The 25923-nt window shown below is 64.2% G+C and carries 23 protein-coding genes and 1 pseudogene; 10 read left to right on the forward strand and 14 right to left on the reverse strand.

The window, feature by feature from the left end:
* Positions 1–100: 100 nt before the first annotated feature.
* Positions 101–1309 (reverse strand): PilT/PilU family type 4a pilus ATPase, encoded by a 1209-nt coding sequence (locus THL1_RS15940; RefSeq protein ID WP_177343836.1) that lies wholly within the window; start codon positions 1307–1309, stop codon positions 101–103.
* 120 nt (positions 1310–1429) lie between these two features.
* On the opposite strand from THL1_RS15940, the gene THL1_RS15945 reads away from it, so the two are divergent.
* Positions 1430–1708, forward strand: coding sequence for a peptidylprolyl isomerase (locus tag THL1_RS15945; protein ID WP_028627186.1), 279 nt, complete (start codon positions 1430–1432; stop codon positions 1706–1708).
* Between the two features lie 77 nt (positions 1709–1785).
* On the opposite strand, the gene THL1_RS15950 is transcribed toward THL1_RS15945, so the two are convergent.
* Both THL1_RS15950 and THL1_RS15955 read right to left on the reverse strand, forming a co-directional pair.
* Positions 1786–2085: a hypothetical protein gene (locus THL1_RS15950; RefSeq protein WP_069084146.1), complete on the reverse strand. Its 300-nt coding sequence runs from the start codon at positions 2083–2085 to the stop codon at positions 1786–1788.
* A gap of 87 nt (positions 2086–2172) precedes the next feature.
* A complete protein-coding gene (locus tag THL1_RS15955; RefSeq protein ID WP_069084147.1) occupies positions 2173–2361 on the reverse strand; it encodes a hypothetical protein in 189 nt (62 codons plus the stop codon).
* A 263-nt stretch (positions 2362–2624) separates the two neighbouring features.
* Here THL1_RS15955 and THL1_RS15960 point away from each other — a divergent pair, with 263 nt between their 5' ends.
* Positions 2625–4214, forward strand: coding sequence for an ABC-F family ATPase (locus THL1_RS15960; RefSeq protein WP_069084148.1), 1590 nt, complete (start codon positions 2625–2627; stop codon positions 4212–4214).
* 195 nt (positions 4215–4409) lie between these two features.
* Here THL1_RS15960 and THL1_RS15965 read toward each other — a convergent pair whose 3' ends face one another.
* Both THL1_RS15965 and THL1_RS15970 read right to left on the reverse strand, forming a co-directional pair.
* Positions 4410–5018: an FMN-dependent NADH-azoreductase gene (locus tag THL1_RS15965; protein WP_069084149.1), complete on the reverse strand. Its 609-nt coding sequence runs from the start codon at positions 5016–5018 to the stop codon at positions 4410–4412.
* A 235-nt stretch (positions 5019–5253) separates the two neighbouring features.
* Positions 5254–5760, reverse strand: a complete 507-nt coding sequence (locus THL1_RS15970; protein ID WP_069084150.1) for a DUF1993 domain-containing protein — start codon at positions 5758–5760, stop codon at positions 5254–5256.
* Positions 5761–5912: 152 nt separating this feature from the next.
* Between THL1_RS15970 and THL1_RS15975 the strand changes: the two genes are divergently transcribed.
* The 5 genes from THL1_RS15975 to THL1_RS15995 all read left to right on the forward strand — a co-directional run bounded on the left by THL1_RS15975 (position 5913) and on the right by THL1_RS15995 (position 9354).
* Positions 5913–6821, forward strand: a complete 909-nt coding sequence (locus THL1_RS15975; RefSeq protein WP_069084151.1) for a LysR substrate-binding domain-containing protein — start codon at positions 5913–5915, stop codon at positions 6819–6821.
* Between the two features lie 91 nt (positions 6822–6912).
* The gene (locus THL1_RS15980; protein WP_069086537.1) at positions 6913–8094 is read left to right on the forward strand and encodes an MFS transporter; all 1182 of its coding nucleotides are present in this window, start codon (positions 6913–6915) and stop codon (positions 8092–8094) included.
* Positions 8095–8108: 14 nt separating this feature from the next.
* Complete coding sequence (locus tag THL1_RS15985; RefSeq protein ID WP_069084152.1) at positions 8109–8456, forward strand: MmcQ/YjbR family DNA-binding protein; 348 nt, start codon at positions 8109–8111, stop codon at positions 8454–8456.
* A gap of 24 nt (positions 8457–8480) precedes the next feature.
* On the forward strand, positions 8481–8792 hold the full coding sequence (locus THL1_RS15990) for a DUF2834 domain-containing protein (RefSeq protein ID WP_069084153.1): 312 nt from the start codon (positions 8481–8483) through the stop codon (positions 8790–8792).
* A 4-nt stretch (positions 8793–8796) separates the two neighbouring features.
* Positions 8797–9354, forward strand: a complete 558-nt coding sequence (locus THL1_RS15995; RefSeq protein WP_069084154.1) for a putative glycolipid-binding domain-containing protein — start codon at positions 8797–8799, stop codon at positions 9352–9354.
* A gap of 136 nt (positions 9355–9490) precedes the next feature.
* On the opposite strand, the gene THL1_RS16000 is transcribed toward THL1_RS15995, so the two are convergent.
* The 6 genes and pseudogenes from THL1_RS16000 to THL1_RS31395 form a co-directional block, all read right to left on the reverse strand.
* A complete protein-coding gene (locus THL1_RS16000; RefSeq protein ID WP_069084155.1) occupies positions 9491–12550 on the reverse strand; it encodes an efflux RND transporter permease subunit in 3060 nt (1019 codons plus the stop codon).
* The gene (locus tag THL1_RS16005) at positions 12547–13563 is read right to left on the reverse strand and encodes an efflux RND transporter periplasmic adaptor subunit (protein ID WP_069084156.1); all 1017 of its coding nucleotides are present in this window, start codon (positions 13561–13563) and stop codon (positions 12547–12549) included. Before THL1_RS16005 ends, THL1_RS16000 begins: the two co-directional genes overlap by 4 nt.
* Before the next feature lie 107 nt (positions 13564–13670).
* Entirely contained in the window at positions 13671–14450 is a 780-nt protein-coding gene (locus THL1_RS16010; protein ID WP_069084157.1) for an ABC transporter permease, read from the reverse strand.
* Complete coding sequence (locus THL1_RS16015) at positions 14447–15379, reverse strand: ABC transporter ATP-binding protein (RefSeq protein ID WP_069084158.1); 933 nt, start codon at positions 15377–15379, stop codon at positions 14447–14449. Before THL1_RS16015 ends, THL1_RS16010 begins: the two co-directional genes overlap by 4 nt.
* A 316-nt stretch (positions 15380–15695) precedes the next feature.
* Complete coding sequence (locus THL1_RS31390; protein ID WP_414703758.1) at positions 15696–16577, reverse strand: methyl-accepting chemotaxis protein; 882 nt, start codon at positions 16575–16577, stop codon at positions 15696–15698.
* Positions 16551–17924: pseudogene (locus tag THL1_RS31395) on the reverse strand (HAMP domain-containing protein); the annotation flags it as partial. The gene THL1_RS31390 and the pseudogene THL1_RS31395, both read right to left, overlap by 27 nt.
* Here THL1_RS31395 and THL1_RS16025 point away from each other — a divergent pair.
* Complete coding sequence (locus tag THL1_RS16025) at positions 17923–20610, forward strand: cation-transporting P-type ATPase (protein ID WP_069084160.1); 2688 nt, start codon at positions 17923–17925, stop codon at positions 20608–20610. The pseudogene THL1_RS31395 and the gene THL1_RS16025 sit on opposite strands and share 2 nt — an antisense overlap.
* A gap of 225 nt (positions 20611–20835) precedes the next feature.
* On the opposite strand, the gene THL1_RS16030 is transcribed toward THL1_RS16025, so the two are convergent.
* The 3 genes from THL1_RS16030 to THL1_RS16040 all read right to left on the reverse strand — a co-directional run bounded on the left by THL1_RS16030 (position 20836) and on the right by THL1_RS16040 (position 23465).
* Positions 20836–21975 carry an IS481 family transposase gene (locus THL1_RS16030; RefSeq protein WP_069081451.1) on the reverse strand — a complete coding sequence of 380 codons (1140 nt, stop codon included), beginning with the start codon at positions 21973–21975 and terminating at the stop codon, positions 20836–20838.
* Between the two features lie 300 nt (positions 21976–22275).
* Positions 22276–22884: a flavin reductase family protein gene (locus tag THL1_RS16035; protein WP_069084161.1), complete on the reverse strand. Its 609-nt coding sequence runs from the start codon at positions 22882–22884 to the stop codon at positions 22276–22278.
* Positions 22885–22955: 71 nt separating this feature from the next.
* Positions 22956–23465, reverse strand: a complete 510-nt coding sequence (locus tag THL1_RS16040; protein ID WP_069084162.1) for a tetratricopeptide repeat protein — start codon at positions 23463–23465, stop codon at positions 22956–22958.
* A 1462-nt stretch (positions 23466–24927) separates the two neighbouring features.
* Here THL1_RS16040 and THL1_RS16045 point away from each other — a divergent pair.
* A complete protein-coding gene (locus tag THL1_RS16045) occupies positions 24928–25113 on the forward strand; it encodes a hypothetical protein (protein WP_069084163.1) in 186 nt (61 codons plus the stop codon).
* A complete protein-coding gene (locus THL1_RS16050) occupies positions 25110–25907 on the forward strand; it encodes a BRO-N domain-containing protein (protein ID WP_069084164.1) in 798 nt (265 codons plus the stop codon). Before THL1_RS16045 ends, THL1_RS16050 begins: the two co-directional genes overlap by 4 nt.
* The last annotated feature ends 16 nt before the right edge of the window (positions 25908–25923 follow it).

The following is a 25923-nucleotide window of genomic DNA, read 5'->3' on the forward strand; positions in this document are numbered from 1 at the left end:
CCGCTATGTACAGATGCGATTAAATCTGGCCGTACAGGCGGGCGGGCAATTCCGCCGTTGCCTTACCTGTGGGAGCGAATTCATTCGCTCCCACAATGAACTAGCCAATCCGAGGCCCCGGCTCCTCCGGCCCTTCCTCTTCCAGGTCTTCCAGCTTCAGCTCCAGGCCCCAACCGGCGGCATCCTCGGTGCGGGCAGGCGCCGCTGCGGGAGCCGGGGCGGCTGTCGGTGCGGGAGCCGCTGCCGGGCCGTCACGGTAGAGCTTGAGCTTCAGGCGCAGGTTGTTGGCCGAGTCGGCGTTCTTGATCGCCTCGTCCTCGGGAATCGCGCCCTCCACCACCAGGTCGAACAGCGCCTGGTCGAAGGTCTGCATGCCCAGGCCACGGGACTTCTCCATGATTTCCTTGATGGAGTGGAATTCGCCGCGCTTGATCAAGTCGCTGATGGTGGAGGTGCCCAACAGTACTTCCACCGCGGCCCGGCGCTTGCCGTCCTGGGTGCGCACCAGGCGCTGGGAAACGAAGGCCTTGAGGTTGTTGCCCAGGTCGTTGAGCAGCTGCGGGCGGCGCTCTTCGGGGAAGAAGTTGATGATGCGGTCCAGCGCCTGGTTGGCGTTGTTGGCGTGCAGGGTGGAAATCGCCAGGTGGCCGGTATCGGCGAAGGCCAGGGCGTGCTCCATGGTCTCGCGGTCGCGGATCTCGCCGATCAAGATCACGTCCGGCGCCTGGCGCAGGGTGTTCTTCAGCGCGGCGTGGAAGCTGCGGGTATCCACGCCCACTTCGCGCTGGTTGATGATGGACTTCTTGTGCCGGTGCACGTACTCCACCGGGTCTTCGATGGTGATGATGTGGCCGCCGGTGTTGCGGTTGCGGTAGTCGATCAGCGCGGCCAGGGAAGTGGATTTGCCGGAGCCGGTGCCGCCGACGAAGAGCACCAGGCCACGCTTCTCCATGACCATCTTGAGCAGCACTTCGGGCAGCTTGAGGTCCTCGAAGCGGGGGATGTCCAGCTTGATGTTCCGCGCGACGATGGACACCTCGTTGCGCTGGCGGAAGATGTTGATGCGGAATCGCCCGATGTTCGGCAGCGAGATGGCCAGGTTCATTTCCAGCTCCCGATCGAACTCGGCGCGCTGCTCGGGGTCCATGATCGACTCGGCGATCCTGGCCACATCCCCGGCTTTCAGAGGCTCGTTGCTGAGCGGCCGCAGCAGCCCGTTGAACTTGGCACAGGGCGGTGCGCCCGTGGACAGGTAGAGGTCGGAACCATCCTGGCTGGCCAGGATTTTCAGCATCGAAGAAAGGTCCATGTGGCGTGCGTGTCCCGTTCAGGTGTGAAGGCATCCGCGTGGCGGATCACAGGTCAGCAACTGTATGGCGGCGGCCCGTGCTGGCACAATGAACCGTTCCACACTCCAAGAGGATTTCCCATGGCCAAGGCCCTTGCCCGCCATATTCTGGTCAAGACCGAGGCGGAAGCCGAACAACTGAAGAAGCGCCTCGACAAAGGCGAAGACTTCGCAACCCTGGCCAAGAAGCATTCCATCTGCCCGTCCGCCAAACGCGGTGGCGACCTGGGCGAAGTCCGCCCCGGCCAGATGGTGCGGGTGATCGATCAGGTGATCTTCAAGAAACCCGTGCGAGTCATCCATGGCCCGGTGAAGAGCCAGTTCGGCTATCACCTGGTGCAGGTGTTCTTCAGGGAATGAGGCGAAGCGGGGAGATGGGCACCGTCCGTGGCGCAGTGCCCATTCTGGAGCGGCTACATGACACCGGGATTACCGGCTCATTGCAGCGTTTCGCGTGCGCAGGAGCGAGAGATATCGGTGAGGACCGTCAGCTCTTCGGCGGTGGGTTTGCGGCCGTCAGTCACGGCCACCAACTGCTGGGAGGTGAACGCTTCCTGCATCATCCCGGTGGAGCACTTGCAGTAAGCGACGGCCCTGTCCGGGGGCACCTGGGCGGCCGCGCTGGTGACGCATTCACGGCTGAACTTCTCCGCGCCACCTGCCGGCCACTGACCCGCCATCGCTGTGAAAGCACAGGCCTGCAAGGCCAGAACGCCGAAAAACCGAGTCTTCTTCACCTGCCATCTCCTGCTGGTCCTGGAGGCACATTCTTGCCGTAGCGGGCACCTGCCAGGCAATAGCTGAAAACGACAAGGCACGGCGCCTCACTCCTCCTTGCGCGCCTGCTGTTGCACCCAGCCCGGCAGCCAGTGGGGCGCTTCTATGCGCTCCTGCAGGCGAACCGCGAACGCCAGGGCCGAAGCCCGGTCGCGGAACGGCACCGTCATGCCGAGGGCTTTCACCTGCCACTCTTCTCTATCGCCACGGTTGATCTGCTGGATCGAGATGTCCATGTACGGCTCCGGCTATACGTCTCGGGACCGCCACGGCAAGAAAAAAGGCCAACTGATCAGGTTGGCCTGCACTGCGAAGGTCTGGGGATGCGCTGGTGCATCGAATATGCCGTGGAAGCCGAATCAGGCTAGCGCTGGAAGTTGACGGTTTGGCGACAGGGCCGTGACCGCGCCAACCCGACAATCGATCCCCCTGGATGCAGGCAAAACCGCTACAATCGCGCCTTTTTTGCGCGCGAGCGCCCTAAGCTCAGGATTCCATCGTGATCTCTACCGCCAACATCACCATGCAGTTTGGCCCCAAGCCGCTGTTCGAGAACGTTTCCGTCAAGTTCGGCAACGGCAACCGCTACGGCCTGATCGGTGCCAACGGCTGCGGCAAGTCGACCTTCATGAAAATCCTCGGCAGTGATCTGGAGGCCTCTGGCGGCCAGGTGATGCTGGAGCCCAACGTGCGACTCGGCAAGCTGCGCCAGGATCAGTTCGCCTACGAAGAATTCAGCGTGATCGACACCGTGATCATGGGCCATGGGGAGCTGTGGAGGGTCAAGGCCGAACGTGACCGCATCTATTCGCTGCCGGAAATGAGCGAGGACGACGGCATGGCCGTGGCCGAGCTGGAGACCGAGTTCGCCGAGATGGACGGCTACACCGCCGAATCCCGCGCCGGCGAGCTTCTGCTCGGCCTGGGCATTCCGCTCAGCCAGCATTTCGGCCCGATGAGCGAGGTCGCCCCCGGCTGGAAGCTGCGCGTGCTGCTGGCCCAGGCGCTGTTCTCGGACCCGGACGTGCTGCTGCTGGACGAGCCGACCAACCACCTGGACATCAACACCATCCGCTGGCTGGAAAACATCCTCACGGCGCGTAACAGCACCATGATCATCATTTCCCACGACCGCCACTTCCTGAACAGCGTGTGCACCCACATGGCGGACCTGGACTACGGCGAGCTGCGGCTGTTCCCGGGCAATTACGACGAGTACATGACCGCCGCGACCCAGTCGCGCGAGCAGCTCCTGGCCGACAACGCCAAGAAAAAGGCGCAGATCGCCGAGCTGCAGACCTTCGTCAGCCGTTTCTCCGCCAACGCCTCGAAAGCCAAGCAGGCCACCTCGCGCGCCAAGCAGATCGACAAAATCCAACTGGCCGAGGTCAAGCCATCCAGTCGTGTCAGCCCCTTCATTCGTTTCGACCAGCACAAGAAGCTGCACCGCCAGGCAGTGACCGTGGAGAAGCTGGCCAAGGGCTTCGAGGGCAAGCAACTGTTCAAGGGCCTGGACCTGCAGATCGAGGCTGGCGAGCGCGTCGCCATCATCGGCCCCAACGGCATCGGCAAGACCACCCTGCTGCGCACCCTGGTCGGTGAGATGACCCCGGACTCCGGCAACGTGAAATGGACCGAAAGCGCGGACCTCGGCTACTACGCCCAGGACCATGCCCATGACTTCGAAGACGACGTCACCCTGTTCGACTGGATGGGCCAGTGGACCCAGGGCGGCGAACAACTGGTGCGCGGCACCCTGGGCCGGATGCTGTTCTCCAACGACGAGATCCTCAAGTCGGTGAAAGTCATCTCCGGTGGCGAGCAGGGCCGCATGCTGTTCGGCAAGCTGATTCTGAAGCGGCCCAACGTGCTGGTGATGGACGAACCCACCAACCACCTGGACATGGAATCCATCGAAGCGCTCAACCTGGCGTTGGAAAACTATCCGGGCACCCTGATCTTCGTCAGCCACGACCGCGAGTTCGTCGGCTCCCTGGCCACCCGCATCATCGAGCTGAACGAGAACGGCGTGACCGACTTCAGCGGCACCTACGACGACTATCTGCGTAGCCAGGGTGTGATTGTCTGATCCCTTCCCGGACATGAAGGCTGCATCTGTAGGGGCGAATTCATTCGCCAACCGGACCGCAGGTTCGGCCCTCAATGTCTCACGGGGCAGCTTCGCCGCCCTTGGCGAATGAATTCGCCCCTACAAGGAATTGATGAGTCCGCTAAAACACAATGCCCCGCAATTGCGGGGCATTGTGTTTTCCAACGGGCGGAATCAGGCGGTGGCGAACAGCTCGCCGATCTGGCCCTGGGCAGCCCTGAAGGCATTGACGCGGGGCTCTTCGCCGTAGGCCAGGCCTTCGGCGCGGACGATCTCGATGTCGGTCACGCCGAGGAAGTTCAGCACCAGCCTCAGGTAGTCCTCATGGGCCTGGCCGCTGGCCTGACCGGCGTGGATGCCGCCTGCAGTGGAGACGATGACCACTTTCTTGCCGCCCGCCAGGCCTTCCGGGCCGTTCTCGGTGTAGCGGAAAGTCTTGCCGGCGACGGCGATGCGGTCGATCCAGGCCTTCAGTTGGCTCGGGATGGAGAAGTTGTACATCGGTGCGCCGATGACGATGGCGTCGGCGGCGAGGAATTCATTCAGGGTGGTTTCACCCAGTTCGGCTTCGTGCTTCTGCGCGGCATCGCGCAGTTCGGCCGGGGTGCCACCGGCAACCAGGCTCAAGGCCGACAGGTGGCTGATGGCGTCGCTGGCCAGGTCGCGGTAGGTGACCTGGGCGTTCGGCTCGGCGGCTTCCCAGGCGGCAACCACGTCGCGGCTCAGTTGGCGGGAGGCGGAGGCGTCGCCGAGGATGCTGGAATCGAGGTGCAGAAGTTTCATGGATGGGTACCCTCAGTTGGGCGACCGGCGACGGCCGATCGGAATGGAGGTAATCCTATCCATGTCGATAAACACTGATTAGACGGCGAATTTGTGATTCAGCGTCTCACGCATGGAACGATTTAGCTTTTGAGTGGATAGCGCTTTTCCTATCCACCATTGCGGTCCGACCGAACCACGGATGGTGGACCGATGAAGCGTGGTCCACCCTACGCCGGACGACGGTTTCGGCGCGTCAGACGCCGCCCAGGAAATCCATCTTGCCCACGTCCACGCCGTTGTGGCGGAGGATGGCGTAGGCTGTGGTGACGTGGAAATAGAAGTTCGGCATGGCGAAGCCGAGCAGGTACTCACGGCCGCTGAAGCTGATTTCGCCGCTGCGCATCTTTAACACCACGGTGCGGGTTTCGCTGCCTTCCAGCTGGGCGGCGTCGATTCCCTCGATGAACGCCAGCGTCTTGGCTATGCGGGCCTGCAGTTCCTCGAAACTGGTTTCCGTGTCAGCCCAGCTCGGCACATCGACGCCAGCCAGGCGCGCCGCGCAGCCCTTGGCGGTGTCGCTGACGATCTGTACCTGGCGGGCCAGGGGGAACATGTCCGGCGCCAGTCGCGATTCGATGAATACCTTGGGACCGATACCGCGCGCCTGGGCGTTGGCCTCGGCCTTCTTGAGGATGTTGGAGAGGTTGCCGAGCATGCGAGCCAGGACCGGGATGGACGCCTCGTACATGGACAAGGACATGGTGATCGCTCCGTTTTCGGGTGGATGGAAAAGGCTCAGGTATAGCGCCTGCGAGCCGGTCCGGCAATGCGCCTGAAAAGTCCTGCCAGCTTGGCCAGTAACGCGGTAAATTCGCGCGATGCGCCCACTCGTCCCACCCACAGGACAACAGCATGCAAGACCTCAACGATCTCTACTATTTCGCCAAGGTGGTGGAGCACGGCGGGTTCTCGTCTGCCGCTCGCCTGCTCGGCGTGCCGAAATCGCGCCTGTCGCGGCGCATTGCCGAGCTGGAAACCCGCCTCGGTGCGCGCTTGCTGCAACGCACCACCCGCAAGATGGCGCTGACTGATCTCGGCGAGCGTTTCCTGCGCCATTGTCAGGCCATGCTGCTGGAGGCCGAGCAGGCCGAGGAAGTGGTCGCCAGCCTCACCGTCGAACCGCGGGGCCGCCTGCGGGTGTCTTGCCCGGTGGAACTGGCGCACTCGATGCTGAAACACGTGATCGCCGATTTCCTCCAGCACTACCCCCAGGTGCAGTTGGACATGGTCCTCACCAACCGCCGGGTAGACCTGCGTGAGGAAGGGGTGGACGTGGCCTTGCGGGTGCGCGAGGAAGGCGACGAAGACCCGACCCTGATCGCCCGTGTGCTGAGCCCGGCCCAGGCCTTCCTGGTGGCCGCGCCCACACTGCTGGAGGGCGTGAGCATCCAGACACCGGACGACCTCCAGCACCTGCCAGCCTTGGGCGCGCTGGAAGCGGACCGACGCATCCACCACTACCTGCGCGACACGCGCGGCAACCGCCGCGAGGTGGTAATGGAGGCGCGCCTGGGCATCGAGGACTTCGACGTACGCAAGCACGCGGTGCTGGCCGGACTAGGGTTCAGCATGCTGCCGCAGATGAACTGCGAAGCCGAACTGCGCGACGGCAGCCTGGTGCGCCTGCTACCGGATTGGAGCCTGCCTGGGGGCCATCTCCAGGCGGTCTATACCCACCGGCGTGGCATGCTGCCAGCGGTGCGGGCCTGGATCGAACACCTGGCGGAAGCCTTCTCCCATCGCCAGGTTCCGGTCATCTGAAGCGTGGCCAGCAAGACAACCATTAGCTAGCTTCCTTTGCCGCCGTGAGTCAGGGATGATGAGCGGCGCCCTCCCCATTCCAGGTTCTGCCATGAGCACGCCACGGCCGTCCGCGTCCTCCACCACCCTGCAGATCATCACCGTCGTTTTCTTCACCTTCATCAGCTTCCTCTGCGTCGGCCTGCCGATTGCCGTGCTGCCCGGCTACGTGCACAACGACATGGGCTACGGTTCGGTGATGGCGGGCATCGTCATCAGTACCCAGTACCTGTCCACCCTCCTCTCCCGCCCGATGTCCGGCAGCCTGGCCGATCGCCTCGGCGCCAAGCGCGCGGTGGTGTACGGCCTGGCCTGCTGCGGCCTCTCCGGCGTACTGACGCTGCTCTCCACCTCCCTGGCGCAACTGCCCCTGTTGAGCCTGGCGCTGCTACTGGGCGGGCGCGTGCTGCTGGGCATCGGCCAAGGCCTGGTGGGCACCGGCTCCATCAGTTGGGGCGTGGGGCTGGTGGGCGCCGAGAACATGGCGCGGGTGATTTCCTTCAACGGCATCGCCTCCTACGGCGCCGTGGCCATCGGCGCACCGCTGGGCGTGGTGATGGTGGACGGTCTGGGCCTGTGGAGCATCGGCGGGTTGATCGCCCTGCTCTGCGCCATCGCCCTCCTGCTGGCCTGGCCCAAACGTCCGGCACCTATCGTCCAGGGTGAGCGACTGCCGTTCAGCAACGTGTTCCTGCGCATCGCCCCCAACGGCACTGCGCTGGCCCTGGGCTCCATCGGCTTCGGCACCCTGGCCACCTTCATCACCCTCTACTACGCCAGCCTCGGCTGGGAAGGCGCCGCCTTCTGCCTCACTGCCTTCGGCTGTGCCTTCATCGGCGCGAGACTGCTGTTCGTGGGCAGCATCAAGCACCTCGGTGGCTACCGGGTGGCGATCGTCTGCCTGGCCGTGGAAAGCCTCGGCCTGTTCCTGCTGTGGGCGGCAGCAACGCCCTGGCTGGCCCTCGCGGGCGCGGCGTTGACCGGGTTCGGCCTGTCGTTGGTCTATCCTGCCCTGGGCGTCGAAGCCGTCACGCGTATTCCGGCCGCCAGCCGCAGTTCGGCGCTGGGTGCCTACGCGGTATTCTTCGACCTGGCCCTGGGCATCGCCGGGCCACTGATGGGCGCCATCGCAGGCGGCGCGGGTTTCGCCGTGATCTTCCTGGTGTCGGCCCTGATGGCGTTGACCGGCATGCTGATGAGCTACTGGCTGCTGCGCAGCGAAGCCCGAACCTGAAGGAGCAGGAACCCATGACCCCCGATCAAGTCGCCACGTTCTGCCTGCAACTTCCCGGCGCCCGGGAAGACCTCAAGTGGGGCAGCAACCGGGTGTTTTCCATTGCCGGCAACAAGATGTTCGCCATCCTCGACTTCATGGGCGACGGCCTCACCTTCAAGGTCGACAAGGACCTCTTCCTCGGTTATGTCGACCGCCCCGGCATCATCCCCGCGCCGTACCTGGCGCGGGCCCACTGGATCGCCATGCAGCGCCCCTACCCCATGAGCGACGAGGAGCTGCGCGACCTGATCACCCGCTCCCACCAACTGGTGGTGGCACGCCTGCCGAAGATCCGTCAGGTGGGACTGCTGCTCGACTGATTCTTTCACTCACAAGGATGTGCCATGTCGCTTCGTCAATTCGCCCTGCTCGCCCTCGTCCTGTTTGGCGGCTACACCCTCTATGTGATGGCTATCAGCGAACAGCCGCTGCTGGAATTCGGCGCCCAGCTCATGGGCCGGCCCGATACCGCCCAGGTGGTGATCGACCTCTACCTGGCCTGCGCACTGATCGCTATCTGGATGTACCAGGACAACCGCCGCCAGGGCCGCAGCCTGGCCTACTTGCTACCCTTCTACCTGCTGACCGCAGTGTTCGCCTCCATCGGGCCACTGCTCTACCTGGCCCTGCGCACCCCCAAGGACAACGAGGCATGAGCCGATGAGAACGACCGCCCTCTGGACCCACCTCTGGAACACTCGGGCACCTACCCAGGGCCTTGAGGACTTCCGCCTGGAGGGGCGGCGGGTGGACAGCGGAATTCTGGCCTTCGATGACGAAGGCAAACCCTATCGCCTGAGCTACACGCTGGAGTACGGGAAAGGCTGGGAGCCCCGGGCCTTCAACGCCACGGTGCGTGATGGGCGCGGCAGCCACAGCCTGGCGCTGCACCGGGACGGCCTGCACTGGTTCGATGGTTCCGGGCAGAAGCTGCCCGAGCTCTCCGGCAGCCTCGACCTGGACCTCTGGCCCACGCCCTTTACCAACAGTCCGAGCATCTGGCGGCTGTTCCTCAATCCGGACGAACGCCGGGAAATCGACACGGTGTTCGTCGAAGCGCCGCAACTGACGGTGCGCCGCATGCGCCAGGCCTACACGCGCCTGGACACCCACCATTACCTCTACCAGAACCTCGATGGCAGTGGCTTCGAAGCGGTGCTGACCCTGGATGAGGATGGCCTGGTGAACCGCTATCCGCTGTTCTTTCAGCGGTTGTGATGGGCAAGAGCCGGCCATTGTAGGGGCGAATTCATTCGCCAACCGGACCGCAGGTTCGGCCTCGAAGGCCTCAGAGGGCAGCTGCGCTGCCCTTGGCGAATGAATTCGCCCCTACAGCAACAGCGCTGCCTGCAAATCAAGCCGGCGCCGCCTCCAGCTTGTGGATAGGCTTCCAGCGGCGCAGTTGCTGGTAGAGGGTCGGCACCACGAACAGGGTGAAGAAGGTCCCCACCAGCAGGCCACCGACGATGACCATGCCGATCTGCTGCCGGCTTTCCGCGCCAGCACCCGTGGCGATGGCGAGCGGCACCGAGCCCAGCACCATGGCGCCGGTGGTCATCAGGATCGGCCGCAGGCGTTTCACCGAGGCCTCCATCACGGCTTCGTGCAGGTCCACGCCCTGGCGCAGCAGCTGGTTGGCGAACTCGACGATGAGAATGCCGTGCTTGGTGATCAGGCCGATGAGGGTGACCATCCCCACCTGCGAATAGATGTTCAGGGTGCCGCCGAAGAGGGTCAGCGCCAGCAACGCGCCGGCCATGGAGAGCGGCACGCTGAAGAGGATGATCAGCGGGTCGATGAAGCTCTCGAACTGCGCCGCCAGCACCAGGTAGATGAACACCAGGGCCAGGGCGAAGATCAGCGCCACGCCGGTGCTGGAGTCCTTGAAGTCCCGCGAGGTGCCGGTGTAGTCGAACTGGGTATCCGGCGGGAATACCTCGCGCGCCACCGCCTCAAGGTGATCCAGCGCTTCGCCCAGGGTGTAGCCGGAGCCGACGCTGGCGGTCACGGTCACCGCGCGCAGCTGGTTGAAGTGGTTGAGCTCACGCGGGGCCACGGTTTCGCGCACATCGATCAGGTTGGCCAGCTGCACCATGCTGTCGTTGCGTCCGCGGACGTATACGCGGTTGAGGTCGTCCGGGTTGCTGCGGTCGACGTTGGCCAGCTGCACCAGCACGTCGTATTGCTCGCCGTTCTGCTTGAAGCGGGTCACCTGGCGGCTGCCGAACAGGCTTTCCAGGCTGCGTCCGATGGCGGCGACGTCGGTGCCCACCGCCATGGCCTGCTCGCGATTGACGGTGACTTTGAGCTGCGGCGAGTTGAGCTTGAGATCGCTGTCCAGGCTTTCCAGCCCCGGATAGTCGCGGACGCGATCCATCAACTGGTCGACGTACTTCTGCAGCTCGCTGTACTCCAGCGAGGAGCGGATCACGAAGTTTACCGGCTGGTTGCGCGCGCTCTGCCCCAGCGGTGGCCGGTTGATGGGGAAGGCGCGCACACCGGGAATGTCCCGCAGCTTGGGCAGGAGCTCGTCACGGATCTCGAACTGGCTGCGCTCGCGGTCATCCCAGGGCTCCAGCTTGAGGAAGGACAGGCCCTGGGCCACGGTGGGGAAGCCCACTACCACCATGTAGCGGTTGGCTTCGGGGATCGACTGGTAGGCCTCTTCCAGCATCTTCGCGTAGCGGCTGGTGTATTCGATGGTGGCGCCGTCGGGGCCGTTGAAGGAGCCGACGATGGTGCCGGTGTCTTCGGTGGGTGCCAGCTCGCTGCGCAGGCCGTTGAACAGCAGCAGGCAGAGCACGAGAATGCCCACCAGCAGCAGCACGACCAGCCCCCAGGCCCGCAACACCCGCTCCAATACGTGGCGATAGCTGTACGTCAGGCCGTTGAGGAAGCTTTCCACCAGGTTGTACAGCCGACCATGTTGCTGCGCCGCGTGGGGCTTGAGCAGGTGCCCGCACATCATCGGCGAGAGGGTCAGGGCGACGAAGCCCGATACCAGCACCGCCCCGGCGAGCGTCCAGGAGAATTCGGTGAAGAGCTTGCCCGAGGTGCCCTGCATGAAGCCGATGGGGGCGTAGACGGCGGCCAGGGTCAGGGTCATGGCGATCACTGCGAAGGCGATCTCGCGGCTGCCCTTGTAGGCAGCCTGGAGTGGCGACATGCCTTCCTCGATGTGCCGGTGGATGTTCTCCAGCACCACGATGGCGTCGTCCACCACCAGGCCGATGGCGAGCACCATGGCCAGCAGCGTCAGGGTGTTGATGGAGAACCCCAACAGCACCATGAGGCTGAAGGCACCGATCAGCGACACCGGGATGGTCACCAGGGGAATCAGGGTGGCGCGCAGGGAGCGTAGGAACAGGAAGATGATCAGGATGACCAGCACCACCGCTTCCCAGATGGTGGTGTAGACGTTGTCGATGGACTCGCGAATGAACAGCGAGTTGTCGTTGGCGATGGTCATTTTCATGCCGTCCGGCAGCAACGCGCGCAGTTCCGGCAAGGCGGCGTCGAGTCCGTCGGAAATCTCCAGCGGGTTGGCCGTGGCCTGCTTGACCAGCCCCAGGGACACGGCCGAGCGCCCATTGAAGCGCACGATGCTGCGCTCGTCCGCCGCGCCGATCTCGGCATGGCCGACGTCGGCCAGGCGCAGCAGGTAGCCGCGCTGGTCATTGAGGATCAGGTCGTTGAATTCCTCGGGGGTACGCAGGTCGGTTTCCGACAGCACGCTGAACTCGCGCTGCACGGACTCGATGCGCCCCGCCGGGATTTCCACGTTCTGCCGTCGCAGGGCATCTTCCACGTCCTGCACCGTGAGGTCGTGGGCGGCGAGCTTTTCAGGGTCCAGCCAGACGCGCATGGCAAAGCGCCGCGCGCCACGGATCTGCACCTCGGACACTCCGGGAATGGTCTGCAGGCGGTCGCGCACCACCCGCTCCAGCACGTCGGTGATTTCCATCGCCGAGTGCTGCTCGCTGTAGAAGGCGATCCAGATCACCGGCTGGGCGTCGGCCTCGACCTTCTGCACGATGGGTTCGTTGATCTCGTCCGGCAGCAGGCCGCGCACCCGGCCCAGGCGGTCGCGCACGTCGTTGGCAGCCTCGTCGGCGTTGGTGCCGAGGCGGAACTGCGCGGTGATTTGGGTGTTTTCCGAGCGGCTGATGGAGGCCACGAAGTCCAGGCCTTCGATGCCGGACAGGACATCCTCGATGGGCTGGGCCACCTGGGACTCCATGATCTCCGGGCTGGCGCCGGGGTAGATGACGTTCACCGTGACGATGGGCACGTCGATATTGGGGTATTCCCGCACCGCCAGCCGCTGATAGGCCAGTAGCCCGAGCAGGACCAGGATCAGCGACAGGACGGTGGCGAATACCGGCCTGCGGATGCACACATCGGAGAGAGTCATGCGCCACCTCGCGCTACGGTGCGGACCTCCAGCCCCGGGCTGACCTTCTGCCAGCCCGCGGTAATCACCTGCTCATTGCCCTGCAGGCCTTCGCGAACCTCAGCCTTGCCGCGCAGGCGCTGGCCGATCTTGATGGGCCGCCGCTCCACCTTGCCGTCCACCACGAGGTTGACGAACAGCTGCTGCCCCACGGGCATCACTGCCTCCTCGGGAATCAACAGGGCCTCCGGGCGCTCGGCGAGGATCACCGACACCTTCACGAACTGACCGGGCTTGAGTCGGTGTTCCTTGTTGGGAATCTGCGCCCGAATTGCCTGGCTGCGGCCAATCTCGTCCAGACGCGGGTTGAGCGCGATGATCTCGCCGCGGAAGCGCTCGCCCGGATAGGTGTCCAGGCTGAGTTCCACCGGCTGGCCAAGACTCACCTGGCTGACCGCCTTCTGCGGTACGCGGAAATCCACCTTCAGCGGGTCGAGCACTTCCAGATTGACCATGTCCTGCCCGGCGCTGAGGTAGTCGCCGACGCTGACCTGACGCAAGCCGAGGGTGCCGTCGTAGGGCGCGCGGATCTGCGTCTTGTCGAGGCGCGCCTGGGCCAGCGCCAGGCTGGCGCGGGCAGCCTGCTCCTGGGACTGGGACTCGTCCTGCGCCTGGGCATTGCTGGCGCCACGGGAGTACAGCATCTTCGCCCGCTGGTAGCTCTTTTCCGCCAGGTCCAGATTGGCGCGGGCCTGGGCCAGCTCGGCACGGGCGATGGCATCATCCAGGCTAACCAGCAGCTCACCGCCCTTGACCGTCTCGCCCTCGCGGAAATGCAGGCTGGCTACCCTGCCCTCCACTTCCGGGCGAATCATTACCGACTCGTCGGAACGCAGCGAGCCGAAGGTCACCAGCTCGTCGCGCACCAGCGCCCGCTGCGGCTCGGCCACTTCCACCAGCGGCGCCTCCTGGGCCACGGCGGACAACGAGGCGAACGCCCCGAACAACAGCCAAACACTGCGACGGACCTTCATCTGGAGCCTCTGGAACTGGAGGGGGGAAGGAGGTCTGCCGACTGTATCGGCAGACCCTGGCCGCGGCATCAAGAAGATGATGCCACGCTGTGTCGCTTTGTTTCGCCTTACTGACGCATGCCGCGCCCGCTCACCAGGAGGCGGATGCAGGCGACGTAGAGGATGACCATGGTCAGCAGCATCAGGGCGATGGCGACGCCGATGTTGATGTCGGACACGCCGAGGATGCCGTAGCGGAAGGCGTTGACCATGTGCAGGATCGGGTTGCCCAGGGAGACCGCCTGCCAGAATGGCGGCAACAGGTTGATCGAGTAGAACACGCCGCCCAGGTAGGTCAGCGGGGTCAGCACGAAGGTCGGGATGATCGAGATATCGTCGAAGTTGCGCGCATACACGGCGTTGATGAAGCCGCCCAGGGAGAAGATGGTGGCGGTCAGCAGCACCACCAGCGCCGTCACCCCGATGTGGTGCACCGAGAGCTTGGTGAAGAACAGCGACAGGAAGGTGACAATCACCCCCACCGCCAACCCACGCAGCACGCCGCCGATGGTGTAGCCGAGCAGGATGGTGTGTGCCGACACCGGCGACACCAGCAGCTCCTCCACCGAGCGCTGGAACTTGCTGCCGAAGAAGCTCGACACCACGTTGCTGTAGGAGTTGGTGATGACCGACATCATGATCAGGCCGGGGACGATGTAGTCCATGTAGCTGAAGCCGCCCATGTCGCCGATCTGGCGGCCGATCAGGTTGCCGAAGATGACGAAATACAAGGCCATGGTGATGGCCGGAGGCAGCAGGGTCTGCGGCCAGATCCGCGTGAAGCGGCGGACTTCGCGATAAACGATGGTATTGAGGGCGACCAGGTTGGCCGAGAGTTCCGAACTCATACCGCCACCTTCGCCAGGTTTTTCTCCACCAGGGACACGAACAGCTCCTCGAGGCGATTGGATTTGTTGCGCATGCTCAGCACGTCGACGTTCAGGGCGGCCAACTGGCGGAACAGCTCGGTCAGGCCCTGGGCTTTCTCAACCTGCACTTCCAGTGTGTGGTCATCCACCAGCTGGGCGGGGTAGCCATTGAGCTGGGGCAGCACTTCCAGAGGCTCCTTCAGGTCCAGCAGGAAGGTTTCCTTGTGCAGCTTCTTCAGCAACTCCTTCATGCTGGTGTTCTCGACGATGCGGCCGTGGTCGATGATGCCGATGTTGCGACAGAGCTGCTCGGCCTCCTCCAGGTAGTGCGTCGTGAGGATGATGGTGATGCCCTGCTCGTTGAGCTCGGTGAGGAAGCTCCACATGGAGCGGCGCAACTCGATGTCCACGCCGGCGGTGGGTTCGTCGAGAATCAGCAGGCGCGGCTGGTGGACCAGCGCACGGGCGATCATCAGGCGGCGCTTCATGCCGCCGGACAGCTCGCGGGAAGCCGAGTCGCGCTTCTCCCAGAGGCCGAGTTGGGTCAGATACTGCTCGGCGCGTTCCCTGGCGACTTTCGCCGGAATGCCGTAGTAGCCCGCCTGGGTGACGACGATGTCGAACACCTTCTCGAACTGGTTGAAGTTGAACTCCTGGGGCACCACGCCGAGGCAGCGCTTGAGCGCGTAGGGCGACTTGTCCAGGTCATTGCCGAAGACATTGACGGTGCCGCTGGTCTTGTTCACCAGGGTGGACAGAATGCCGATGGTGGTGGACTTGCCCGCACCGTTGGGGCCGAGCAAAGCGAAGAAATCACCCTCGGCCACTTCCAGGTCGATGCCCTTGAGGGCCTGGAAGCCATTGCCGTAGGTCTTGGTCAACTGCCGGATGGACAGGGCGGAACTCATGATGGATTCGTCTGCTTCAAGGGAAAGGAGCTAGATAAGGCTGAATGCCGGCAAATTCAACTGCGGATCGCTGCACATCAGCCTAGGTTCCAGGGGCCGACTCGGCGAGCCCGATCACGTAAGCGCCGTCATGGCCACCTTTCGGTGTGTGACGCGCACCTTCAGGGTCGCACCAGAGCGCGTTGCGCACGCTGGTGAATTGATTCGCCCCCAGATCTTCAGCATTGCGACACTCCACGCCGGTTGGACAGGGGCACCATTCTAGGGCCCCGCTCTGGGCAACGGAATGCCGAATCCTCCAGATCTGCTTTCGCAATCAAAGCCGGAAGTGGCCCGCCATCCCCTGCAACTCCTGCCCCAAGCGGGCCAACTGCACGCTTGAGGACGCGGTTTCATCCATGGCCATGGCCGACTGATCGGCGATATCACGGATGCTGGTGACGCTGCGATTGATTTCCTCGGCCACCGCGCTTTGCTGTTCAGCCGCCGCGGCGATTTGCTGGTTCATCTGGTGGATCAGGGCCACGGCTTCGGCGATGCCAGCCAGGGCCTCCTCGGTCAGGTTGGCGTCCTGCACGGTCAGGCCCACGAGGCTGCCGCTCTGCTGCATGTGCTCCACCGAGCTGCGAACGCCGTCGCGCAAGGTGGCGATCAGCCGCTCGATTTCGGCCGTGGACTGCTGGGTACGCCGGGCCAGCGCCCGTACTTCATCGGCCACCACGGCGAAACCGCGCCCCTGCTCACCGGCGCGAGCCGCTTCGATGGCGGCGTTCAAGGCCAGCAGGTTGGTCTGTTCAGCCACGCTCTTGATCACGTCCAGTACGGTACCGATGCTCTGGGTGTCCTGGCTGAGGCGCTGGATACTGGCCGTGGTTTCGTCCATGGCGTGAGCCAGTTGGTTGACTCGTTCCAGGGTCTGGCGCACCACCTGGCTGCCGCTGCTGACGCGATTGTCGGCGGCCTCGGTAGAGCTGGCGGCGGCCTCGGCGTTGCGTGCGACTTCCTGCACGGTGGCCGCCATCTGGCTCATGGCCGTGGCCACCTGGTCGGTTTCTTCCTTCTGGCCGTTCACGCCCACGCGGGTCTGCTCGGTGACGCTGGACAGCGCCTGGGCCGAAGTGGAGATCTGCGCCACGCCGCCCTGCAGGCGGCCAACCATGTCCCGCAGGTTGCCGGACATGCCCTGCATGGCTTCCATCAGTTGGCCGATCTCGTCACGGCGCTGCACCTCGATGCTGGCGCTCAGGTCGCCGCCGGCAATCTGCTGGGCCAGACCGATGACGCGGCGCAACGGCCGGACAATCAACACGCTGATCAACGCCGTGGCGGCCAGGCCAATCAACAGGGCGGCCGCAGCTGCCAGCAGGATCAGTAGCGAACTGGCGTCCTGCTGGGCGCGCATATCGGCCCTCTGCAGTTCAGAGGCACGTTCTACGGCCTGCACGACACGATCGGCCTGGGCGGCCAGGTTCGCGTATTCCTGGCGCTGTTGCTCCAGGATGGCGGTGTACTCCTTGAGGCGTTCGTTGAAGGAGTCGACGTTGCCGATCACTTCCGTCAACACGGCGGCGTATCCGGGGTCCTGCATGGCATCGCGCAGTTCGGCCGCGAGCTTCTGGGCGTCCAGGGCTTCCTGGATCTGCGGGGCGCCCGCTTCGCTGGCACCGCGGCTCTGCTCCAGGCGCAGGCGGGCCTGATTGAGGGCCTGCAACAGCAACTGATACACGCGGCTGATCTGGCCGCCCTGCTCCACCAGGTCGGCGCCCTGGCCGCCCTGGGAGCTTTTCAGCAGGTCGACGCCATCCTCGTTCAGGCCACTCTGCAGCACGTCGAGGCTGTTGGAGGCGCTGACCACCAGCCAATTGGCCGCGTCCAGTGCCAGGCGCTGGTTGTCGCTGAGTTCCACATAACGGTCGAAGGCACCACGGTACTCGGCCATGGCCTGGGTGACCTCGCCCAACGCCGCTCGGCCAGGGCTGGAAAGCTGCGCGCCCAGGGCTTCGCTGCGAGCGACTATGGCCTCGGCCTGATGGCGCAGCGCCTCGGCATGTTTGGCGTCGGAGGTGAGGGCGTAGTCCTTCTCCGTGCGCCGGATCATCTGCACATCGCTATTGATGGCGCGCATTTCCTCCAGCAAGCGGGCCCGGTCATCCACCGCGCGCAGGGCGGTGAAGCCCGTGGCCGCCACCACCAGGGTCAGCAGCAGCACCGTGCCAAAACCCAGCATCAGCTTGTTGGCGGTACTCAGGCTCGCCAACCTACGTTGCAAGACAGTCCACATGCTCCAACCTCCCCACAAGGCGACAACTGCATGGACGCGATCTGCTATCCGCTTCCCTGAAGGGGCGACCATAGGAGCAGCGCAATACTGGCGACAAGCCAGAATCCTGCGCCATGAGTGGTCATGCTGTTTTTGACTAACTGGAGGTCGTTTCTGGATAGCTTCCCATGCTTCCGACAGCAATGAGGGAACTGACCCAGGCCAACAAAGAATCTTCCTACAAGGTCTAGGCTTGCCCCATGGAAACGCCACGGAGGACGACATGACCACCCCATCCCCCACGCACTGGCATGCGCAAACCGCCGAAGCCAGCCTCGAGCAGCTGGCCAGCGGGCCTGCCGGCCTGGACACGGACGAAGCCGAGCGCCGGCTGGCCAGTCACGGCCCCAACCGCCTCCCGGAGCCCGCCGGTGCCGGGCCGCTGAAGCGCTTCCTGCTGCAATTTCACAATCTGCTCATCTATGTGCTGCTGGCCTCCACGCTGGTGACGCTGGCCCTCGGCGAGTGGCTGGACAGCGCGGTGATCTTCGGCGTGGTGCTGATCAACGCCGTGATCGGCTTCATCCAGGAGGGCAAGGCCGAGCAGGCCATGCGCGCCATCCAGAAGCTGCTCACCCTGGACAGCCGGGTCAAGCGCGGCGGCGAAGTGCGCCAGATACCCGCCGAAGATCTGGTGCCAGGCGACCTGGTATTGCTGGAGGCCGGCGATCGCGTACCGGCGGACCTCCGCCTGCTGGAAACCCGCGACCTGCGCATTGAAGAGGCGGCGCTCACCGGGGAATCCCTTCCCGCCGACAAGACCAGCAAACCCGTCGCCCCGGAGGCCAGCCTGGGTGACCGCCACAGCATGGCCTACTCCGGCACCCTGGTTAGCGCCGGCGGCGGCGTTGGGGTGGTGGTCGCCACCGCCGGCGAGACCGAGCTGGGGCGCATCAGCCATCTGCTGGGCTCGGTGGAGCAGTTGCAAACCCCACTGCTCGCGGACATGGCTCGCTTCGCCCGCCAGCTCACGCTGATCATCCTGGTGCTGTCCGCGGCCACCTTCGCCTTCGGCACCCTGCTGCGCGGCTACAGCGCCGGCGACATGCTGATGGCCGCCGTGGGCCTGGCCGTGGCCGCCATTCCCGAGGGCCTTCCAGCCGTGCTGACCATCATCCTGGCGCTCGGCGTACAGCGCATGGCCCGCCGCCAGTCGATCATCCGCCGGCTGCCTGCCGTGGAAAGCCTGGGCGCCGTGACGGTGGTCTGCTCCGACAAGACGGGCACCCTGACTCGCAATGAAATGACGGTGCAGCGTGTCTATACCGCCGCCCGCCGCTTCGAAGTGGAAGGCGTGGGTTATGCCCCGCTGGGCGCAGTCAGCCCCACTGGCGACCTGGCCCATGACCTCCATGACCTGGCCCGCGCCGGCCTGCTGGCCAACAGTGCCAGCCTCTGCGAGGTCGACAGCCAGTGGTGCATCACCGGCGACCCCACCGAGGCCGCCCTGCTCACCCTGGCCGGCAAGCTGCAGCTGGATGCGGAAGACGAAGCCGCACGCCTGCCACGGGTGGACGCCCTGCCCTTCAGTTCCGAACGCCGCTACCTGGCCAGTCTGCATCGGGACGCCGATGGCAATGGGGTCATCTACCTGGTGGGCGCGCCGGAACGGCTGCTGGAAGTCTGCGACCAGCAGTGCCGCGATGGCATTGACGAACCCCTGGACTCGCGCGTCTGGGATGACGTGCTGGGCGAAGGCGCGGCTGCCGGCTTGCGCATGATCGGCCTGGCCCGCCGCGCTGCCGGTAGCGGCCAGCACGAGTTGAACCATGCCGACCTGGACGGCGGCTTCGTCCTGCTCGGCCTGGTCGGCATGCTCGATCCGCCGCGAGAGGAAGCCATCCTCGCCATCGAGGAGTGCCACAACGCCGGCATCCACGTGAAAATGATCACCGGCGACCATGCAGCCACCGCCGCCTCCATCGCCGAGCGCCTGGGCCTGCCGGCCGGCAACCCGCTGACCGGCGCCGACCTGGACGACCTCACCGACGCCGAGCTGGACGAGCGCCTGAGGGAAACCAGCGTATTCGCCCGTACCAGCCCCAGCCACAAGCTGCGCCTGGTGGAACGCTTGCAGGCCATTGGCGAGCGCGTGGCCATGACCGGCGACGGGGTCAACGACTCACCCGCCCTCAAGCGCGCCGACATCGGCATCGCCATGGGCATCAAGGGCACCGAAGCCGCCAAGGAGGCGGCGCAGATGGTGCTCGCAGACGACAACTTCGCCACCATCGCCCACGCGGTGGAGGAAGGCCGCACCGTCTACGACAACCTGAAGAAGTCCATCCTCTTCATCCTGCCCACCAGCGGTGCCCAGGCCATCGTCCTGCTGACGGCCATCCTGCTGGGGATGACGCTGCCGATCACGCCGCTGCAAATTCTCTGGGTGAACATGATCACCGCCGTCACCCTGGCACTGGCGCTGGCCTTCGAACCGGCCGAGGACGACCTCATGGAACGTCCCCCACGAAACCCGAAGGCGCCGCTGCTGTCTGGCGAGCTGCTCTGGCTGATCCTGCTGGTCTCGCTGTTGCTGACCGTGGCCAGCCTGGGCCTGTTCATCTACACCCAACAACTGGGCTGGAGCATGGAGGCAAGCCGCACGCTGGCGGTGAACGCCCTGGTGTTCGGCGAGATCGGTTATCTGTTCAGCAGCCGCCGCCTGAACGGCCCCGCGCGCTTTGGCGTGAAGGACAACCCCATGGTCTGGGGCATGGTGGCGTTGATCGTGCTGCTGCAGCTGGGCTTCACCTACGTGCCCGCGTTGCAGTCACTGTTCGGTACCCGCGAGCTTGGCCTGGAGGGTTGGGGCTGGTGCCTGGGAACGGCAGCAGCCACCTGCGCGGTTGTAGAGGTCGACAAATGGCTGCGCCACTCTATCGCCAGCAACCGCCGCAAAACGATGAAATAGGCACCTAAAGCCCAGGTAGCGCTGCGCAGTCTCATTTCGCGGCGCTGTTTTCATTTGAACTTGGGAAACCACGTCCTGAGGACGTGGTCATGAGTCACCGGCTCTGCCTGTGACGATTCGAGTCAGCGAACCAGCAGGATGACGCCGGTCCCGTAGGGTGCGCCGCGTGTTCAGCCGGGATAGATGGGTAACGCTTGTCGGGAGACATGGGTAACGGGTTGATGATCATGTCTTGCCCGGTCTCAAGTCGACTTGGCGCAGGGTCTTGTGGATGAACACCACATCGTAGACGCCATCGACGGCGGTGGGGCGGAGAGCGACGCGTTCCCCGTACAGCCCCCCGCCGACGAACAGGCTGCGTCCCTGGAAACTGACCTGGCCGACGCGGCCGACCTTGAGCACCCGGTCGCCCGGTTCGTAGTCCAGCTCAGGCAATTGCTCCGGGTAGCTGCGCCGGCTTGGCTGGTAGCGCGTGATCGGTGGCAGTTGGCCCAGCGCCTCATGCGGGCGGTCGTGGTTGTACTGCTCCCGCCAGTGCGCCATCGCCTGCTGGCAGTGCGCCAAGTCGCGAAACGAGCGCTGCAGTAACTCGCGCTTGAGTGTCTGGTGGAAGCGTTCCAGCTTGCCCTGGGTCTGCGGATGATGAGGGCGGCTGTGGCTGACCTCGATGCCGAGCCGCATCAGCCAGACCTCCAGGGCGGACAGGCCGCCCGCGATGTTCGAGCCCCAGGGCGGACCGTTGTCGGCGGTGATCCGGCGCGGTAGGCCATAGCGGCGAAAGACCTGGATCAGGTGCGGTCGAACCAGTTCGAGGCGCTCGCCCTCGCAGGCCTCCAGGCAGAGGGCAAAGCGTGAGTGATCATCCAACAGCGTCAACGGGTGGCAGCGCGACGAGCGGCCGTCGGCGAGCGGGAAGTGGCCCTTGAAGTCCATCTGCCAGAGCTCGTTCGGCTGGCAGTGCTCGAAGCGCTGCGTGGCCGGAGCTTCGGCCTCCTCGGCGTGGTAGCGCACCCGGCAACCATGGCGGCGGAGGATGGCGTCGAGGGTGCTGTGGTGGGGACGCTCGAACGCGGCCGGCAGCAGGCCGCGCAGCTTGCGGGCGCCCCAATACGGGAAACGGTGGTGCAACTGCACCACCGCCTGTTCCAAGTCCGGGTCGCTGCGCCCAGGGCTGTGCAACGGCCGGCGTGAGCGCTCCTGCAACCCCGCATCGCCGTGCTCGCGGTGGCGCTGTAACCATTTGTAGGCGGTTTTCGGGCTGATGCCGTAGCGCCGACACAGCTCCCGCACGTTGCTCTGCGGTTGTTCGGCCAACCGCACAAACTCGCGTCGAATCGACATGGTGGTGCACTCCTGCCACGGCATCGCTCGAACTCCAGAGTCGAAGGATTCCGTAAGCCTAAATGCGTTACCCATGTCTCCCGACACCCGTTACCTATGTCCCCCGGCTGAACACCGCGCGCACCGTGAGACAGGCTCGGTGTCGCAACCATCGCCTCGGTGCGCATGGCGCACCCTACTGCTGGGCACGGCGGCGGAGATCAGCTGGGTGCTGCGTGTGGGATGGCCCCCTTATAGGGGGCAAACACAAGTCCACGTTCTACGAACGTGGATCTTTACTCAAGGCGGGCAAAACACACTGGCCTGAAGTGCGATAGCTGCAGCTCAGGTCGGCCGCACCATGTTGAAGGTCTCGCGGGTGCGGGTGTAGGCGCTGCCGCCCAAGCGACCTACCAGATCCAGGCGTTGCGGGTCCACGCGGCCGGCCTCGGTCAACACGGCATCATCGATATGCGCCAGCAGCACTTCGGCGAACACCAGGTGGCAGTTGGGATTGGCCCGGGGATAAGGTTGCACCTCCGCCAGCCTGCACTCGAAGGCTACCGGCACTCCCTGCACACGCGGCGCCCGCACGCGCAGCGACGACGCGCTGGCAATGCCGCACTTCTCGAACTCGCTCACGCCGTGGGGCAGCCACGCCGCACTGGCATTCATCGCCTCGGCCTGCTCGAAGGACACCAGCTGGATCACCAGTTCGCCGGTGTCCTGCACATTGTGCAGGGTGTCCTTCAGCTGCCCGTTGTCGCGGGTATTGATGTTCACCAGCAAGGTCGGCGGGTTATCGCTGATGACCTGGAAGAAGCTGAACGGTGCCAGGTTGCTGACCCCGTCCTTCGACAGGGTGGATACCCAGGCGATGGGGCGCGGCGTGACCGTGGACGCCAACCAGCGGTAGGCATCCAGGGGGGCCAACTGGGTGAAATCGAGTTGCATGAACGAGGCTCCAGCAGGGAGGAAGCCGCGATTATGCCTCGGCGTCCGGGGCGGCGACACAGAGGGACTGGTCAATCACCGGTAGCTGGTGGACCTTCAGCAGCCGCGATACCGGCCTCATGTCGCGACACCACGCCCTTACCCAGCCCTACCTGGACCTGGGCCATCTCATCCGCCTCGGTCTCCGCCTCCGAACCGTTCGACACGCCCGGCCCCATGGCCTGCCGGGCCGACTGGATCAGCTGGAGGTTGAGGTTGCGCAACGCGGCATCGTTGCGGGCGCGCGCATTGGACCGCGTGGCCAGCGCTACAGCCTGCGCGTACTGCCCCTGCTGAAAACGCACCTGCCCGAGGTGGTGCAAGGTCGCGGGATTGTTCGGCTCGATAAGCAAGGCACGCTCCAGCGTATTACCAGCCATTTCCACCTCACCAAATTCCAATTGCAGCGACGCAGCCTCCAGCAGCGCGATTGACGCACTCTTGCTCTGCTGGGCCTCGCGGCGATCGGCGGAATACGCAGGCAGCGAAGCGGCCGCGTAGAGGGTGAGCATCAGGATCGACATGAAACGCTTGGCTTGCATCGAGAGTGCACTCAACTGACGTCAGGAATGGCGAGTTACAGGTCCAGCCTGTTATCGGTTATACGCGCCGCCCCGGCGTTACATGCATGAGCCTGGGGCCAGGCACAACGGCGAAATCCGACCTTCGCCTATGCCCTGAAGTTCCCGCAGAGCGGCTGCCAACGCCACGTTTCCTGCCGACTCCTTCAAGCGCCCCGGCAGGACGACTCGACGGCAACGCCTGGCCGAGAGGCCATCAGGACGAGAAATCCCGCTTCCTGATAAACTACGTGCCCTTCAACGCCCCTGGCGCCGCAACACAGCCCTCATTACCGATGAACCAGCCGCAAGCCCAACTCCAACCCGCCGCCCGCCCTGCCCTGTCTCGCCGCTTCTCCGTGGCGCCGATGATGGACTGAAGCGACTGAGCTCTGCAGGCCTGATGAACAGTGGCCTAGAGCGTCCCACCTCCTTCCCGTAGCACTGTTTTAAGCATTTCCCACCATTTTTCTGCGCTGATTGATCCACTCACCTGGACGGTACAGGGGAGTTGGAGAGTTGCGCCGTGCCTCCTCAATAAGCTTTTTCAGCCAGTGAGAAGAAAACTGGAAAACGCCTCCGCGTTTGCAGAGGTCGATTTTTCGGGAAGGCCATCGGAAAAAGGTAATTCTGGTAAGCCGATTTTTAGAATCAGATTTAATCTAATAGATTCAATGGCTTATAAGTATTTATTAATGGTAATTTTTGGGTAAGTGGATGGTAAGTCAATTACCCAAGAGCCGGTATTTTCCCTCTAAGAAAAAATCCTTATAAATCAATAGCCTCACCCTACCCCGCATAAAAAATTACCGAAAATTACCCGGCCGGGTAAGCGCTCAATGCCTAGTGCCACGGGACTTTCAGCACTTCGAAAAAGTCGAATTCCCCAAATTACCTTTTCCCGATGGCCTTCCTGAAAATCGAAGGGGCCACTCCCCCCGCAGAGACCACTGGTCTGTCCCGGAGTCACCAGTAGCTGCATATATCTGCAGGGCCGTACCATCTCCTCCAACGTGTGCCCAACAGCCACCCTGCTAGCTTTCCGGGGCCCCGAAGGCGCGCAGAAAAATCGACCTATTTAGAGCGGAGGCGTGGCGGGGGGACGACGGCGCGCGCCGGGCGCAGATCGGCCCGGCGCCGCTGCCCGCTGCGAGCCGTTGGTGAGGCGCCCTGAAGTTGACCGCCCTAAAGCTTGCGGATATCGTGCGCCCGTCGCTGTAAGTCCAGCGGCACGGGATTGGCGTCCCGGATAATCAGGCGGACACGACCGCCGATAGCGCGGTTTTTTTGTGTCCGCAGCATGGCAAGCCTGTTATGGGCGGGCCGTGCGTGGGTGCCTTCGGGCACGCCGGTCCTGATTCCGGTACGCCAACCCGCACGGTTCCGCCCACCCAAATTGGCGTTTGGGTGGCGGAGAACACACCGCTAATCAGGAGTCTTTGTCATGAGCATACGGACCGAACGGCGCTCGCTCGCCAGTCTTGCCCCCTACTCCCTGCTGCATACGCCCGATGAACAGGTGCTGTTGCAGTACTATCGCCAGCTCAGCCAGGCCGACCAGTGCTTCATCCGCCGCTCTGCCCAAGCGCTGTCGCGGTACTCGGCCATGGAACAAGGAGAGAAGGCATGAGCTTGCCCGTACTGTTTGAGTTCGAAACGCTGCCGGTTCGCGTGCTGACCCGCGAAGACGGCGAACTGTGGTTCGTCGCGAGCGACTTGGCGATTGCGCTTGAGTATCGCGATGCCGGAAACATGGCTCGGAATCTAGAGGATGATGAAAAGGGTACTCACATTGTGAGTACCCTTGGCGGTGACCAGGACGTACTGATCGTGAACGAGGCCGGCCTCTACTCGGCCATCCTGCGCAGCCGCAAACCGTCCGCTCAACGTTTCAAGCGCTGGGTGACTCACGAAGTCCTGCCCACCATCCGCAAGACAGGCCGCTACCAAACGGGCAATCGCTCGGCGGCAGCCTCGCGCATCTCCAACCATCGACTGCGCCTGTCCCTGGGCAAAGAGCTCTATCGCACTCGCGACCCGGAGCTGCGCAAGCTGATCCACCAGCAACTTGCCGACGTCTCTGATGCCCTGGGCCTGCCTACCCCCGATATCGATAGCCTTGGCCGCGCCGCGCCAAAGGCCCCGGATGTACTTAAGGTGTTCTGGGAGGCCCTGACCTTTCTCGATGGAAAAGGCGTGGACTACAACCACGCCAAAGCGCCAAACGTGCTGGGGGTCAACCTGCCCGAACTGGCCCGATTGCTAGCTCAGCACGGCCACTCGCTCATCTTCGACACCGCGCTGCGCCAGGCGCTCTGGCAGAGTCACAACCCGCGCTGCCTGCGCAAGAACCACCCCGTTGACAGCCGAATCACTGGCAAGAGCGTCAGGTGCTGGTTATTCGAGTGGCCCAGCGCTGTTTAGGGGAACAGAAGAAATC

Source organism: Pseudomonas sp. TCU-HL1 (assembly GCF_001708505.1).
GTDB lineage: Bacteria > Pseudomonadota > Gammaproteobacteria > Pseudomonadales > Pseudomonadaceae > Metapseudomonas.